Consider the following 14,444-nt stretch of genomic DNA (forward strand, 5'->3'; position numbering starts at 1 on the left):
GACACATCTTGCAATAAGCTTGTCGACACAGGTAAAATAGGGAAGTACGTAAAAGTTTACAAGGGGCTGAACATGTTGAGTAATATTTTAGCAATTAATGCTGGTAGTTCTTCTTTGAAATTCCAGCTAATCCGCATGCCTGAGGAAGACGTAAAGGCAGTGGGTCTAGTAGAACGTATCGGATTGAAAGATTCCATCTTCACTATCAAATTCAATGGTGAAAAAGATGAAACAACTAAAGATATTGAAAATCATGAAGAAGCTGTAAAAATGCTTCTTGAGAAGCTTACTTCTACAGGTGTCATTAAATCTCTTGATGAGATTGACGGCGTAGGCCACCGTGTTGTTCACGGCGGAGAGAAATTCAGTGACTCTGTTGTAATTACAGATCAAGTAATGGACGAGATTGCAGAAGTTTCCGAGCTAGCACCTTTGCATAACCCGGCAAACTTGACAGGTATCCGCGCATTTAAAGAAATCCTGCCAAACATTCCAGCGGTTGCTGTTTTCGATACAGCTTTCCATCAGACGATGCCGCCTGAATCTTATCTTTATAGCCTTCCTTATGACTACTATGAAAAATATGGCATCCGTAAATACGGTTTCCATGGTACAAGTCATAAATACGTGTCACAGCGTGCAGCTGAATTGCTTGACCGCCCAGTAGAAGATCTTCGTCTGATTTCTGCTCACCTTGGTAACGGCGCAAGTATCGCAGCGATCGAAGGCGGTAAATCTGTTGATACTTCTATGGGCTTCACACCGCTTGCAGGTGTAACGATGGGTACTCGTTCTGGTAACATTGACCCTGCCTTGATTCCATTCATCATGCGTAAAACTGGCAAAACTGCTGACGAAGTACTGCATGTATTGAACAAGGAAAGCGGAATGCTTGCACTATCTGGTTTCTCCAGTGACTTGCGAGACATTGAAAGCAAATCTGAAGCAGGCGATGAGCGTGCAGAGTTAGCACTTGATGTGTTTGCTGAAAGAATTCACAAATATATCGGTTCTTACGCTGCGCGTATGAGTGGTGTAGATGCAATCATCTTCACAGCTGGCGTTGGTGAAAACAGCACGGAAGTACGTGAGCGCGTACTTAAAGGTCTTGAATTCATGGGCGTTTATTATGATCCAGCATTGAATAATGTTCGTGGTAAAGAGCAATTCCTAACATATCCGCATTCTCCGGTAAAAGTTATTATCATTCCTACAAACGAAGAAGTAATGATTGCCAGAGATACAGTTCGTCTTTCTGAAACTGTAGCAAAATAATTTAGCAAAAAGCTGGTCCCAGACTTGATGGGACCAGCTTTTTTTGCATTTTCATGACTGTAAAGAATGGTATACTGAAAAAGCAAGCGAGTTCCTTTTACATATAAAATAGGGGGAAACAGCATGAAGATTGGGGTACCGAAGGAAATTAAAAATAGTGAAAACCGTGTAGCAATGGCTCCATCTGGTGTCACACTTTTGCACGATGCAGGACATGACGTATTCATTGAAACTGGCGCAGGTCTCGGTTCGGGATTTACGGATGAACAGTATGAACAAGCTGGCGCAGTGATACTTCCGACGGCAAAGGAAGTGTGGATGAAGGAAATGGTGATGAAAGTGAAAGAGCCACTACCGGAGGAGTACGATTATTTTTATGAAGGTCTTATTCTTTTCACTTACCTGCATCTTGCAGCGGAAGGTCCTTTAACAAATGCGTTAATCGAGAAAAAAGTAGTTGGAATTGCGTACGAAACCGTGCAGCTGGAAGATCGCTCTTTACCGCTGCTGACACCAATGAGTGAAGTGGCAGGCAGGATGGCGTCACAAGTCGGAGCACAATTTTTGGAAAAACCTTATGGAGGAAGCGGCATTTTAATGTCTGGTATTCCTGGGGTGAAGCGAGGGAAAGTTACCATTATCGGTGGAGGTGTTGTTGGTACAAATGCAGCTAAAATTGCCGTCGGACTTGGAGCGGACGTCACCATCATTGATTTAAGTCCGCAGCGTTTGCGGGAACTGGATGATTTGTTCGGTAGTTCTATTAACACACTCGTTTCTAATCCATTAAATATCGCAGACGCTGTACAAGAATCTGATCTGGTGATTGGAGCTGTTCTCATACCAGGCGCTAAAGCACCGAAGCTTGTTTCCGAGGAGATGATCGCAAGCATGAAAGCTGGTTCTGTAATCGTCGATGTTGCTATTGATCAGGGTGGTATTTTTGCTACTACCGACAAAATCACAACCCATGATAACCCAACGTATACCAAACACGATGTACTGCATTATGCTGTTGCCAACATGCCTGGAGCTGTACCCCGTACCTCTACAATTGGATTGACAAATGTAACGGTACCTTATGCGCTCCAACTGGCGAATAAAGGTTATAAGAAAGCTTGTATAGAGAACCCAGCTTTGGCAAAAGGCATTAATACATTAGATGGATTTGTAACGTATCAAGCAGTTGCAGAAGCTCATAATCTTGCTTATAAGCCTTCTAGTGCATTACTTTTATAATAAAATATGAGCATCTGCATAAATCGCAGATGCTCTTTCTGTGTTACCCAATAATTTGCAAATCACGCGGATAAGCAGTGAGCACATCCGGTCCGTTTTTCGTTAAGAAGATATCATCTTCAATTCGGACACCGCCAACACCAGGCAAATAGATGCCGGGCTCAATTGTATAACACATGCCTTCCTGCATTGCTTGGGTGTTATTACTCGAAAGCGATGGGAACTCATGAACGCCGATTCCTAAGCCGTGTCCGACACGGTGTGTAAAATATTGGCCGTATCCAGCTTTTTCAATGTGGCTTCTGGCAGCTTTATCAATCTCTGAGATAGCAGTTCCGACTTGTGATGCTGCAGTTGCATTTTTGAGTGCAACTCGCACTGTATCGTGGATGTGCTGCTGATCCGCTGTTACATGCTTGTAGCCGACAGTGCGGGTAATATCGGAACAATACCCTTCAAATACAACCCCTAGATCAAACAGAACAAGATCACCAGGTGCAATCTGTTTTCCATCAGGTGTGCCATGCGGCGAAGCGGTTTTGGCTCCGGAAAGAACAGTTGTCGCAAATGACATGCTGGTAACGCCTTCTTGTTTTAATGCATATTCCAGCTCGGCAGTAATTTGCAATTCACTTTTACCAGCAGCAATTGCTTCAATTCCTTTCTTCACCCCATAATCAGCTAAGACAGCTGCTTGTTTGAGCAACGTATATTCTTTCTTGTCTTTGACAATTCGCTGGTTCTGCAGGAATTCTGTTGCGTTGATAAAGGAAACCTCAGGCAAGATTTGCTGCAGCATTTCCAAGCGAATAACAGACACGTGATCTTTCTCAATTCCCATGGATGAAGGTACGCGTCCGCGTTCCTTTAAGTAATCTTTAAACAACTTCCACACATCTTCATGATCATGGTATGTAAGCATTTCTTCTTTCCAACCAGCCTTCAAGGCATCTTCTTTCTCCATTGCCGGCAAAATGAGCAGTGGTGCATCCTTCTGGTCAGCGAATACAGCTACAAGTCGCTCGTGCGGATCCGTATAATAATTGCTCATATAATATACGTTTTCCATGGAGGTGATAAACACGCTGTCTGTCTGGTTTTCCTTCAGTTGGCGTAATAGTATATCAATTCTGTGTTGCATAAGTAAGCCTCCTTTTCTCCTATTATAACAAAAATCGTATCACGTTTCTTCCAATGGCAACTGTGGTAAACTATAGGCGATAAAATGAAAAGGGGTTGGCAACTTGAAACTTTCATTCCATGGACAAGCTGTTGTACAGATTGTAACAGAGAACCATACGATCTTAATCGACCCGTTCATCACTGGAAATGGCACATGCGACTTGAATGCAGATGAAGTCCAGCCGGATGTCATCCTGCTGACACACGGCCACAATGATCATGTTGGAGATACAGTTTCCATAGCGAAACGAACAGGCGCACTTGTAGTAGCGCCAAATGAACTGGCTGTTTACTTGGAAAGCAAAGGGTTGAATACACACCCTATGGGAATCGGCGGAGCGCACGATTTTGAGTTTGGACGTGTGAAACTGACCCAAGCATTTCACAGCAGTGCTTTCACTGACGAAGATGGTCATACGCATTACATGGGAATGCCGACAGGGATTTTATTTACAGCAGAAGGTAAGACAATCTATCATGCCGGAGATACAGGGCTGTTTTCCGATATGAAGCTTATCGGAGATACAAACAGCATCGATGTTGCCTTCTTGCCGATTGGAGATAATTTCACCATGGGGCCGGAAGATGCGTTAATTGCTGCTGAGTGGGTTAAAGCAAAACAAGTTATTCCAATGCACTACAATACATTCCCACTGATCGAGCAAGATGGTGCGGCATTTGCAGAAAAAGTAAAACCAGGTAAAGGTGTCCATTTGGAGCCAGGCCAATATATTACAATCTAAAGAAAACAGCACCTTTTTGATAAGGTGCTGTTTTTTATCTGTTATAGTGAAATGCTGCTTATTAAAATGGAATCCTAGCAGTAAAGCAGCTAATTTTCTTATGAAATTGAAACCTTCACGTAAAAACTGTACAATAACAATAGATAAATAATGACTAGTACAGATGAGAGCATGGTGAAGGAATGTCAACAAAACATGATCAAATTATTAAATATATTGAAAGCCTTCCAGTTGGCGGGAAAATATCCGTTCGAGCAATCGCAAAAGAATTGAATGTAAGTGAAGGAACTGCATACCGTGCCATTAAGGAAGCGGAAAACAAAGGACTTGTCAGTACTATTGAGCGTGTCGGGACTGTGCGCATTGAGAAAAAGATGAAAGAAAACTTCGACCGACTTTCGTTCGCCGAAATTATTGGAATCGTTGATGGACAAGTGCTTGGCGGACGTGATGGGCTGCATAAGACATTAAATAAATTTGTTATTGGTGCAATGGAGCTTGATGCCATGATGCGGTATACCCAAAAGGATGCCTTGCTTATTGTCGGAAACCGTATTGAAGCACATGAACTGGCGATTAAAGCAGGTGCAGCCGTCCTTATTACGGGTGGATTTGATACAGATGACCGCATTAAACGTCTGGCTGACGAAAAAGAATTGCCGGTCATTTCTACCAGCTATGATTCATTCACAGTCGCCGAAATGATTAACCGGGCAATTTACGACCAGATGATAAAAAAAGAAATCATCGTCGTGGAAGACATTTATACAACCTTGAATGATACATATTACTTGCAGGAATCAGATACGCTGGAAAAATGGTTTACATATAACGCTGAAACAACACATACAAGATATCCCGTTACGAATGATAATGAAAAGGTAACAGGAATGGTTACTTCAAAGGATATTATCAATAAAGATAAGCAGCTATCTGTTGCGAAGGCTATGACTAAAAATCCGCTTACGGTACAGCCGCATACAACGCTTGCTTATGCTGCCCATATGATGGTATGGGAAGGAATTGAGATTATTCCTGTCGTAGACCAGCAGCACAAATTGCAAGGGCTCATATCTAGACAAGATGTATTAAAAGCGCTTCAGCAAATTCAACTCCAGCCGCAAATCGGAGAAACAATTGAAGATATCATTACAAGGGAAATTGAGCTGCTCGAAGACGAAGCGCCGGACATTGTATTCAGTGGGAAAGTGACACCGCAAATGACAAACCAGCTTGGAAGTCTTTCGACAGGTGTATTGACCACATTCGTTACGGAAGCCAGCCGTCGTTTTGTACGAAAGATGAAAAAAGGTGACATGGTAGTTGATAATGTGTCTGTCTATTTCTTACGCCCTGTTCAGCTCGAGAGTACGATTTTGATTAAACCGCGTATTTTAGAGGTCGGCCGCAAGCTGGCAAAAATGGACGTAGAAGTGTATAGTAACAAGAAAACACTTGTAGCAAAGGCGCTGCTTATGGCGCAGCTGCTGGATCGCTAATAGTTATGGAGGAGGATAGGATGCACAAACAAATCGTAGAGAAAATTAAAGCATATAACACAATTATCATACATCGGCATGTACGCCCGGACCCAGATGCGTACGGATCACAGGTCGGGCTTCGCGAGATTATCAAGGCTTCCTATCCTGAAAAGCAGGTATGGGTCGTAGGTGATGAAGATCCTTCCCTAACATTCCTTGCGAAAATGGATACAATAGAAGATCTTGAATTCGAGGGGGCACTCGTCATTGTTTGTGACGCAGCAAACCAGCCGCGAATATCTGATCAGCGATATAAGTTAGCGAAAGAAATTATTAAAATTGACCATCACCCTGTAGTCGACGAATATGGTGATATGCAATGGGTTGTTCCGACAGCGAGCTCAACTAGCGAGATGATTTACGAGCTGTTTATATCTGATCCAGACCTCCAACTGTCAACGCGCGGTGCCATGCTGTTATATGCTGGTATAGTCGGTGACACCGGTCGTTTTCTTTTTCCGTCAACGAGTGAAAAGACGTTCCGTTACGCTGGTGAGCTGGTCGAGTATGCATTTGATCGTACTTATTTATATGAAAACTTGTATGCTAGCAGGCAAGATGTAGCCAGGCTGCATGGCTATATACTCCAGCATTTCACTGTGCACGAAACAGGTGTGTCGTCTATTCGAATCACCAAGGATATTTTAGCTTCCTACCGAGTAACGTCCTTGGAAACAAGTCAGCTTGTTGGAACAATGGCCAATATGGAAGGCGTTAAGGCATGGGTCTTTTTTGTGGAAGAAGAAGAACAAATCAGAGTGCGTATTCGCTCAAAAGGCCCTGTAATTAATGGCTTGGCTGGAAAATATAATGGCGGCGGCCATGCGTTTGCCTCAGGGGCGACGGTATACAGTTGGACCGAAGCAGCCAAGCTGGAGCGGGATTTGCAAGACATATGCCGTGCGTTTGACTGGGCTTAAATTGCTTTCTCCACTGTCACTGTCAAGTAGAGGATCTCCGATATGATCAGCTGCTTGACAGCGACCTTATACCGAAACCCTTCCAGTTCGTATTCTTTATTTTCGATTGCCCCGAGTAATAACGGTGTACTTTGGACAGCGCCGTTAACACTTCTGCCAATCATATGCCGTGCTTCTTCTTTAATCGCTTCCTTTAATTCATGCTCGATTAGCTTATCCAGTTCCAGATTTTCATCTGTTTCGAGCTGTACCGTAATCTCATCAATAACCATGCCCTCTTGTTTCAGCTCATTTATTTCTTCGTTATTATTCTTTAATACTTCTATGTCTCGTTCCAGGTCGTGAATCGTTCCTTCCATTTCAGCCTTTTCTTTGACCCATTCTTCATACAAAGTTCCGTACATAAAGAGATAAACAAAGTAAGAGATAATACCGCCGAGGAAGAAACCGACTAAAAAACGCTGCCAGCCAGCTTGTTTATAAAGAGGCGGAATCCGCATCAGGAAATATCCTCCTGGACGAACCAGCCAATAATCAAGAGTGCTGTTTTCACACCGCCCATCGCTGCCACAATGATAAGGATCTGTTTAATAACATCAAATGTTGCCCCTTGATAAATCCCTTTTTCAAAATTGCTAATAGCATCAAATGTACCACCGATAGCAGCTATAATTGCCCAAATTCTTATCCCGTTCGAAATACGTTTGATCGCTGTCAGTGGCGGTTCACCAGTAGCAAACGCTCCGATACTGCCGACGAAACAGCCTCCGATCATAACTCCCAATGCAATGAAATAACAATGCATCATTGAAATGATTACGCGTTCTTCCATGCTGAGGCTCCTTTTTTTGTACTTTTTCTACCCTATGGCTGCAACGGACAAGTTATGATAGTCATTTCAAAGTCGAAAGGAATTCGTATATAATAGAGATAGTGTAAAAAAGGGCGGTAATGTTGTATGGATTTCACACATCTGCAAATCAGAAGCAGCTACAGTTTTTATCAAAGCACAATAAAGATTCCGCAGTTGGTAAGTAAAGCCAAAGAAGCGGGTTTTGAAGCATTGGCATTGGCGGATGACGGGGTAATGCATGGCGCGGTACCATTTTACCTTGCTTGTCTGGATGCTGGTATAAAACCAATCATCGGGGTGCATGTATCCGTCGAAGCAGAAGAACAAGTTATGAAAGTACTTTTATTGGCGGAAAATGATATCGGTTATCAAAGACTTGTTGAATTAAGCACCTTCCTGCAGTCCGGCAACGACGGTCGACTGATGTTGTCTGACTTAGACAACTATGCACAAGGAGTCATCGCAATTGTCCCTTCTCATACGCTGATTCAAATGGACATAACGCCATGGCGCGCGATTTATGGGGAGCGGCTTTATGCTGCTATTAGTCCTGACGAAGTACACTTTCTGGATGATCAGACACTTATCAACTGGCAGCAGCAGACAAATATACGCTTTACAGCAACCGGAGATGTTCGCTATTTACAGGAAGAGGATGCGGATGCTTATGAATGCTTGCTTGCGATGCAGGAAGGGGCAACATGGCAGCCGACACCGTATGATTCCCCTTCGTTGTACCACTTGCGGACGCAATCTGAAATGATGCAGCTTTCTCAAAGCGAAACGTGGCAGCAAGCATTAACCCAAGCTGGATCCATCGCAGAACGCTGCACCGTGCAGCTAGAAATCGGCAAACGACGCTTGCCGGCTTATCCTGTACCAGAAGAGGAGACCGCGGATGCTTATTTAAGAAAGATATGCGAGCAGCGAATGATGGATCTTTATCACAATCGTCAAGATGCACAAGACAGGCTTATTTATGAGCTGGACGTCATAAGAGAGATGGGCTTTAGTGATTACTTTCTAATCGTTTGGGATTTTGTGCGTTATGCGAAGGAACAAGGCATCCGAGTCGGCCCTGGGCGGGGATCGGCAGCCGGATCCCTCGTCGCTTATGTGCTCGGCATTACAGCTGTTGATCCGTTAGCTTACGGATTATTATTTGAGCGTTTTCTTAATCCGGAAAGAATAACGATGCCTGATATTGATATTGATTTCTCTGACTACCGGAGAGATGAAGTAATTCGTTATGTACAAAACAAATATGGAGCGGAGCGGGTAGCACAAATTATTACATTCGGCACGTTTGCCGCCCGTTCGTTGCTGCGTGAATTAATTAAAACGATGGAAATCCCGCAAGCAGATGCGTCTTTTCTGCTGAAAGCAATTCCAACTAATGCGCCTTCTTTATCAAAAGGACTGCGAGCTTCTGAGGAGCTCACAGCTTATGTGAAAGAGTCAGAGCAGCTGAAACGCTTATTCCGGATTGGTGTTAAATTGGAAGGACTGCCGCGCCATGCGTCAACGCATGCTGCTGGTGTGGTAATTAGTGCTGACCCGCTCGTAAACACGGTGCCGCTTACCGAAGGACATGATGAGATAGCACTAACGCAATTTGCCATGAAGGAACTGGAACAGCTAGGAATTTTAAAAATGGATTTTCTAGGGCTGCGTAACCTTACATTGATGGATCAAGTTCTGTCCACTGTGTCCAGACAAGTACCTTCACTCGATGTGGATGGTATTCCGCTTGATGATGAAGCGACATTCCAGTTATTCCGTGATGGGCGAACAAATGGCGTGTTTCAGTTTGAATCGAGCGGTATGAAGCAAGTACTTCGGCAGCTGAAACCAACTTCATTTGAAGATATTGTCGCCGTAAACGCGTTGTATCGTCCAGGTCCGATGAGTTACATCCCAGTCTTTGTTAAACGAAAGCATGGAGAAGAGGACATCAGCTATCCGCACGAAAATCTCGCTCCAATTCTGGAAAAAACGTACGGTGTGCTTGTTTATCAGGAGCAAATTATGCAAATTGCTGCTTCAATGGCAGGCTATAAGATGGGAGAGGCAGATATGCTGCGCCGAGCTGTCAGTAAGAAGGATGGCAAGGTGCTTGAAAGAGAGGAATCACGCTTCTTGTCAGGCTGTATAGAAAAAGGTTACACAGCCGATACTGCCAAGGAAGTATTTTCCTGGATCGTCAAATTCGCCAACTATGGCTTTAACCGAAGCCATGCAGTTGCATACAGCTATCTTGCGTACCAACTTGCTTATTTAAAAGCCCATTTTCCAGCCAGCTTCTTTGCTGAATTAATGAGCGGTGTTGCCAATCAGCCGGACAAGATTCGTCAATATATGCGGGAAGCAAGCGGAAGCGGAATTGATATTTTACCTCCTTCCATTAATAAAAGTTTTGGTAAATATACCGTCGAGCATACAAACATCCGAATGGGAATGCTGACAATTAAAGGTATCGGGGCTCAGGTTGTCCGGGAAATTATCTCAGCACGGAAAGAGGGAACATTTAAGAATCTGTTCGACTTCTGTATCCGTGTTACGATTAGCAAATCCGCTTTAGAACAGCTTATTTTGGCAGGTGCATTTGATTCTATTTACAGCAATCGAGCATCTTTATTAGCAACTATTGACAAAGCGATGGAACAGGCCGAATTATTCAAAGAGCTATACGAACAGCCTTCCTTGCTTGGAGAAGTGGAATTTGAAGCGTCATACGATGAGCAAGAGCCATTCTCACCAATGGCAATTTTAAAGTACGAAAAAGAAGTGCTCGGGTTGTATATTTCAAGTCATCCGCTCGCAAGCTATCGAGGTACCCTGCGAAGCAGTGGCTATATTACGATACAACAGCTGGAAAGTTTACCGCCGAAAAAGCAGGTTCGAATAACCGCTGTTTTACTTCAGCAGCGCGTCATTCGAACGAAAAAAGGTCAGCCAATGGCATTCTTAACCTTAGGTGATGAAACAGGAGAGATTGAAGCGGTTGTTTTTCCTGATTTGCATCGGAAAATTGGACGTTTTCTGGAAGAAGAGGCATTGCTTGATTTAGTTGGCAAGTTGGAAGAAAGAAATGGAGAAAGTCAGCTCATTCTTCAAGAGGGTCGTCTTTTTCAAGAGGAGCAGCTTCAGCAAAGTAAGCAGCGATTATTCATTCGTTATGATGAAGAAGATAAAGTGCTAGAAGCGCTTCGGGAACTTGCAAAAACATACCCTGGCAGTGTACCTGTCATAGTTGTGCATAAAGAAACACGTAAGAGCTACCAGCTGGCGGAGACATACTGTTTAGAAGTAAGTGCAGCATGCTTGGCAGAGCTAAGGAATCAGTTTGGCAAAGAGAACGTTGCAGTAACCTAATAAAGGAGGGCACCTGCCTTTACACTGCGCGTTGTTGTCCCTATAATGATAAACGTCTGCACAGACCATCATGTTATAAACTACACAAAGGATGAAAAAATATGTCCAACCTAAGAGAAGACGCATTGAAAATACATCGCGAAAACAAAGGGAAACTGACGATGAAGTCGAAAATCCCTGTCCGTAACGCGACTGACTTAAGTCTCGCCTACTCTCCCGGAGTGGCGGAGCCTTGTAAAGAAATTCATCAGAATAAAGATGATGTATATGAATATACAATGAAAGGCAATATGGTTGCCGTTGTCAGCGACGGCTCTGCTGTTCTTGGCCTCGGTAACATCGGTCCGGAAGCTTCCCTGCCAGTTATGGAAGGAAAATCGGTTCTATTCCAGAGCTTTGCAGGGGTGGACAGTTTCCCAATCGTGCTGGACACAAATGATGTGGACGAAATCGTTCGCACTGTAAAATTAATGGCACCAACATTCGGCGGTGTAAACTTGGAAGATATCTCTGCACCGCGCTGCTTCGAAATTGAAGAACGCTTGAAAGCAGAAACAGACATCCCAGTATTCCATGATGATCAGCACGGAACTGCCATCGTAACAGTTGCTGGTCTATTGAACGCACTGAAATTGGTTGGCAAAAGCTTCGACAATATCAAAGTTGTCGCAAACGGTGCAGGCGCTGCTGGTATTGCCATTATCGAATTGCTGCACAGCCTTGGTGTAAACAACGTCATCATGTGTGATTCCAAAGGGATGATTTACGAAGGTCGCCCAGAAGGCATGAACAAGATGAAAGACCGCGTTGCGAAAATCACAAACCGTGATCGCCAAGAAGGAAGTCTTTCTGATGCAATCAAGGATGCAGATGTGTTCATCGGTGTATCCCTTGCAAACCTGCTTTCTCAAGAAGATGTGCGCACAATGGCGAAAGATCCAATTATCTTTGCAATGGCTAACCCAGATCCAGAAATTTTGCCAAATGATGCGAAAGAAGCCGGTGCCCGGGTTATCGGTACAGGACGTTCTGACTTCCCGAACCAGGTAAACAACGTATTGGCCTTCCCTGGTATTTTCCGTGGTGCACTAGATGTTCGTGCAACTGGCATTAATGAGGAAATGAAAATCGCCGCTGCTAAAGCAATTGCCGAGCTAATCGACGAGAGCGATTTGAACGAAGACTACGTAATCCCAGCTCCATTCGATCCGCGCGTTGCCCCAGCTGTTGCCAAAGCAGTAGCGAAAGCAGCAATGGACACTGGTGTAAACCGTATCACAGTCGATCCAGAAGAAGTGGCGGAGAAAACACGTCAGCTGACACTAATCGACGAAGACTGAGAATAAACCTGCCAAGGCAGATGTTTCCAATGCTGGAAATTGTCTGTCGAACGCAGGTTATCTGTTTTTACATAGTGGAAATATATGCGCACTTATATCGAAATGATGGTACAATAAATAGTTAGATGCGTTTGTTCAAAAGGAGGAATTACCTTGCTTAAAGATTTTTTTAGCAAGAAGAAACATGCTTCCAAGCCGAGTGAAGAGGCGAAGCAGGATATTCCTGAGGGACTCATGCTCAAATGCTCGAGTTGTGGGAAAATCTACTACCGAGAAGAGATGAGAAAGCAATTGTATGTGTGCCAAAAATGCGGTCACCATCACCAATTGCCCTCTGACGAGCGAATTAATAGCTTGTTTGATGAAGGTTCATTCTTGGAATATGATACAAATTTAGAAACGGGTAATCCGCTTGAATTCCCGAGTTATTCACAAAAGCTTGAGAAAGACCAGCTTAAGACGGAATTGAAAGAGGCGGTTGTGACTGGAGAAGGCACAGTTAATGGTTTCCGCACAGCATTCGCTGTCATGGATTCTCGTTTCCGAATGGCAAGTATGGGATCCGTTGTAGGAGAAAAAATCGCGCGTGCCCTAGAGAAAGCTCGCGAGGAGAAGATCCCATTTATCATCTTCACAGCTTCTGGCGGTGCCAGAATGCAAGAAGGTGCACTAAGCCTAATGCAGATGGCAAAAACATCAGCAGCAGTTCAACGTTTCCGTGATGCGGGTGGATTGATGATTTCGGTCATGACAAACCCGACATATGGCGGTGTATCTGCAAGTTTTGCCTCTTTAGGCGATTATAATTTTGCCGAGCCAGGTGCATTGATTGGTTTTGCCGGCCGACGAGTTGTCGAAGAAACGATTCGTGAAAAATTGCCGGAAGATTTCCAGACAGCAGAGTTTTTGTTGGATCATGGTCAGCTGGATGCTGTCATCAATCGCCATGATATGAAGAAATACCTGACTACCATCCTCGATATTCACCAAGCAGGAGGACACGTATCATGAGACAAGTATTGGAATTCGAGAAGCCGGTTATTGCCCTGCGTGAAAAGATTGCTGAGCTGAAGAAATTCACAAAGGATAGTGACTTGGATCTGTCTGAAGAGATTGTAAAATTGGAAACGCGGCTGGAGAAGCTTGAGAATGATATTTACACAAATCTCAAGCCTTGGGACCGTGTTCAAATGGCACGGCATGCAGACCGTCCGACGACACTTGATTATATTGAACACCTATTTACGGATTTCCTGGAATTTCACGGAGACCGTTATTACGGGGATGATGCAGCAATTGTTGCTGGTATTGCCAAGTACAAAGGACAGCCTGTAACAGTTGTCGGTCATCAGCGAGGAAAATCGACGAAAGAGAATATTCGCCGTAATTTCGGGATGCCGCATCCAGAAGGTTTTCGTAAAGCAGCACGTCACATGCAGCAAGCAGCCAAATTCGGCCGGCCTATTATTTGCTTTATTGACACAAAAGGAGCATTTCCCGGCCGGGCAGCAGAAGAGCGCGGACAAAGTGAAGCGATTGCCCGTAATCTGATGGAGATGGCTGGTTTTGAAGTGCCAATCATTTGTATCGTCATCGGAGAGGGAGGAAGCGGCGGCGCACTAGCGTTAGGCGTTGGAGACCGCCTGCTTATGCTGGAGAATTCTACGTTTTCTGTCATCTCCCCTGAAGGAGCCGCTTCTATTCTTTGGAAAGACGGCGGAAAAGCAAAAGAAGCTGCGGAAAAACTTAAGATTACAGCACAAGATTTGAAAGAATTAGGTGTTATTGATAATATCATCCCTGAAGTTCGCGGCGGTGCACATCGAGATCTTGCATCACAGGCTGAACTTGTCGATCAAGCAATCACAGAGAATCTTACACAGCTGGAAAAGATGGACAAGCAAGTATTACTAGAGAAAAGATGGGAAAAATATAGTAATATCGGTGCTTATACAGAATAGATCACTTAATAGATT

12 protein-coding genes are annotated in these 14,444 nt (G+C 44.0%); 9 read left to right on the forward strand and 3 right to left on the reverse strand.

The window, feature by feature from the left end:
• Positions 1-75: 75 nt before the first annotated feature.
• Together B1K52_RS10700 and ald are read left to right on the forward strand one after the other, a co-directional pair.
• A complete protein-coding gene (locus B1K52_RS10700) occupies positions 76-1,275 on the forward strand; it encodes an acetate kinase (protein ID WP_077310580.1) in 1,200 nt (399 codons plus the stop codon).
• 123 nt (positions 1,276-1,398) lie between these two features.
• Entirely contained in the window at positions 1,399-2,514 is a 1,116-nt protein-coding gene (gene ald, locus B1K52_RS10705; RefSeq protein WP_077308057.1) for an alanine dehydrogenase, read from the forward strand.
• 43 nt (positions 2,515-2,557) lie between these two features.
• Here the strand turns inward: ald and B1K52_RS10710 are convergent, their stop codons facing one another.
• A complete protein-coding gene (locus B1K52_RS10710; protein WP_077308059.1) occupies positions 2,558-3,655 on the reverse strand; it encodes a M24 family metallopeptidase in 1,098 nt (365 codons plus the stop codon).
• A gap of 103 nt (positions 3,656-3,758) precedes the next feature.
• Here B1K52_RS10710 and B1K52_RS10715 point away from each other — a divergent pair, with 103 nt between their 5' ends.
• From B1K52_RS10715 to B1K52_RS10725, 3 genes are all read left to right on the forward strand, one after another.
• Positions 3,759-4,439 (forward strand): metal-dependent hydrolase, encoded by a 681-nt coding sequence (locus B1K52_RS10715; RefSeq protein WP_077308061.1) that lies wholly within the window; start codon positions 3,759-3,761, stop codon positions 4,437-4,439.
• A 182-nt stretch (positions 4,440-4,621) separates the two neighbouring features.
• Positions 4,622-5,938, forward strand: a complete 1,317-nt coding sequence (locus B1K52_RS10720; protein ID WP_077308063.1) for a DRTGG domain-containing protein — start codon at positions 4,622-4,624, stop codon at positions 5,936-5,938.
• A 20-nt stretch (positions 5,939-5,958) separates the two neighbouring features.
• Positions 5,959-6,900, forward strand: coding sequence for a DHH family phosphoesterase (locus tag B1K52_RS10725; protein ID WP_077308065.1), 942 nt, complete (start codon positions 5,959-5,961; stop codon positions 6,898-6,900).
• Here the strand turns inward: B1K52_RS10725 and ytrI are convergent.
• Both ytrI and B1K52_RS10735 read right to left on the reverse strand, forming a co-directional pair.
• Positions 6,897-7,400 carry a sporulation membrane protein YtrI gene (gene ytrI, locus B1K52_RS10730; protein WP_077308067.1) on the reverse strand — a complete coding sequence of 168 codons (504 nt, stop codon included), beginning with the start codon at positions 7,398-7,400 and terminating at the stop codon, positions 6,897-6,899. The two genes, B1K52_RS10725 and ytrI, sit on opposite strands and share 4 nt — an antisense overlap.
• Positions 7,400-7,732, reverse strand: a complete 333-nt coding sequence (locus B1K52_RS10735) for a sporulation membrane protein YtrH (protein WP_077308069.1) — start codon at positions 7,730-7,732, stop codon at positions 7,400-7,402. The genes ytrI and B1K52_RS10735 overlap by 1 nt, the downstream gene beginning before the upstream one ends.
• A 126-nt stretch (positions 7,733-7,858) precedes the next feature.
• On the opposite strand from B1K52_RS10735, the gene dnaE reads away from it, so the two are divergent.
• The 4 genes from dnaE (at position 7,859) to accA (ending at position 14,429) form a co-directional block, all read left to right on the forward strand.
• Positions 7,859-11,128 carry a DNA polymerase III subunit alpha gene (gene dnaE / locus B1K52_RS10740; RefSeq protein WP_077308071.1) on the forward strand — a complete coding sequence of 1,090 codons (3,270 nt, stop codon included), beginning with the start codon at positions 7,859-7,861 and terminating at the stop codon, positions 11,126-11,128.
• Between the two features lie 101 nt (positions 11,129-11,229).
• The gene (locus B1K52_RS10745; protein WP_077308073.1) at positions 11,230-12,468 is read left to right on the forward strand and encodes an NADP-dependent malic enzyme; all 1,239 of its coding nucleotides are present in this window, start codon (positions 11,230-11,232) and stop codon (positions 12,466-12,468) included.
• Between the two features lie 153 nt (positions 12,469-12,621).
• Positions 12,622-13,479, forward strand: coding sequence for an acetyl-CoA carboxylase, carboxyltransferase subunit beta (gene accD / locus B1K52_RS10750; protein ID WP_077308075.1), 858 nt, complete (start codon positions 12,622-12,624; stop codon positions 13,477-13,479).
• On the forward strand, positions 13,476-14,429 hold the full coding sequence (accA, locus tag B1K52_RS10755; protein ID WP_077308077.1) for an acetyl-CoA carboxylase carboxyl transferase subunit alpha: 954 nt from the start codon (positions 13,476-13,478) through the stop codon (positions 14,427-14,429). Before accD ends, accA begins: the two co-directional genes overlap by 4 nt.
• Positions 14,430-14,444 lie beyond the last annotated feature (15 nt).

Source organism: Terribacillus halophilus (assembly GCF_900162685.1).
Classification (GTDB): domain Bacteria; phylum Bacillota; class Bacilli; order Bacillales; family Amphibacillaceae; genus Terribacillus; species Terribacillus halophilus_A.

Bases quoted from the DNA above. Each gene is read 5' to 3' on its own strand.
- ald (WP_077308057.1), top strand. From the start codon at position 1,399: ATGAAGATTGGGGTACCGAAGGAAATTAAAAATAGTGAAAACCGTGTA.
- B1K52_RS10710 (WP_077308059.1), bottom strand. From the start codon at position 3,655: ATGCAACACAGAATTGATATACTATTACGCCAACTGAAGGAAAACCAG.
- B1K52_RS10720 (WP_077308063.1), top strand. From the start codon at position 4,622: ATGTCAACAAAACATGATCAAATTATTAAATATATTGAAAGCCTTCCA.
- B1K52_RS10725 (WP_077308065.1), top strand. From the start codon at position 5,959: ATGCACAAACAAATCGTAGAGAAAATTAAAGCATATAACACAATTATC.
- ytrI (WP_077308067.1), bottom strand. From the start codon at position 7,400: ATGCGGATTCCGCCTCTTTATAAACAAGCTGGCTGGCAGCGTTTTTTA.
- B1K52_RS10735 (WP_077308069.1), bottom strand. From the start codon at position 7,732: ATGGAAGAACGCGTAATCATTTCAATGATGCATTGTTATTTCATTGCA.
- dnaE (WP_077308071.1), top strand. From the start codon at position 7,859: ATGGATTTCACACATCTGCAAATCAGAAGCAGCTACAGTTTTTATCAA.
- B1K52_RS10745 (WP_077308073.1), top strand. From the start codon at position 11,230: ATGTCCAACCTAAGAGAAGACGCATTGAAAATACATCGCGAAAACAAA.
- accA (WP_077308077.1), top strand. From the start codon at position 13,476: ATGAGACAAGTATTGGAATTCGAGAAGCCGGTTATTGCCCTGCGTGAA.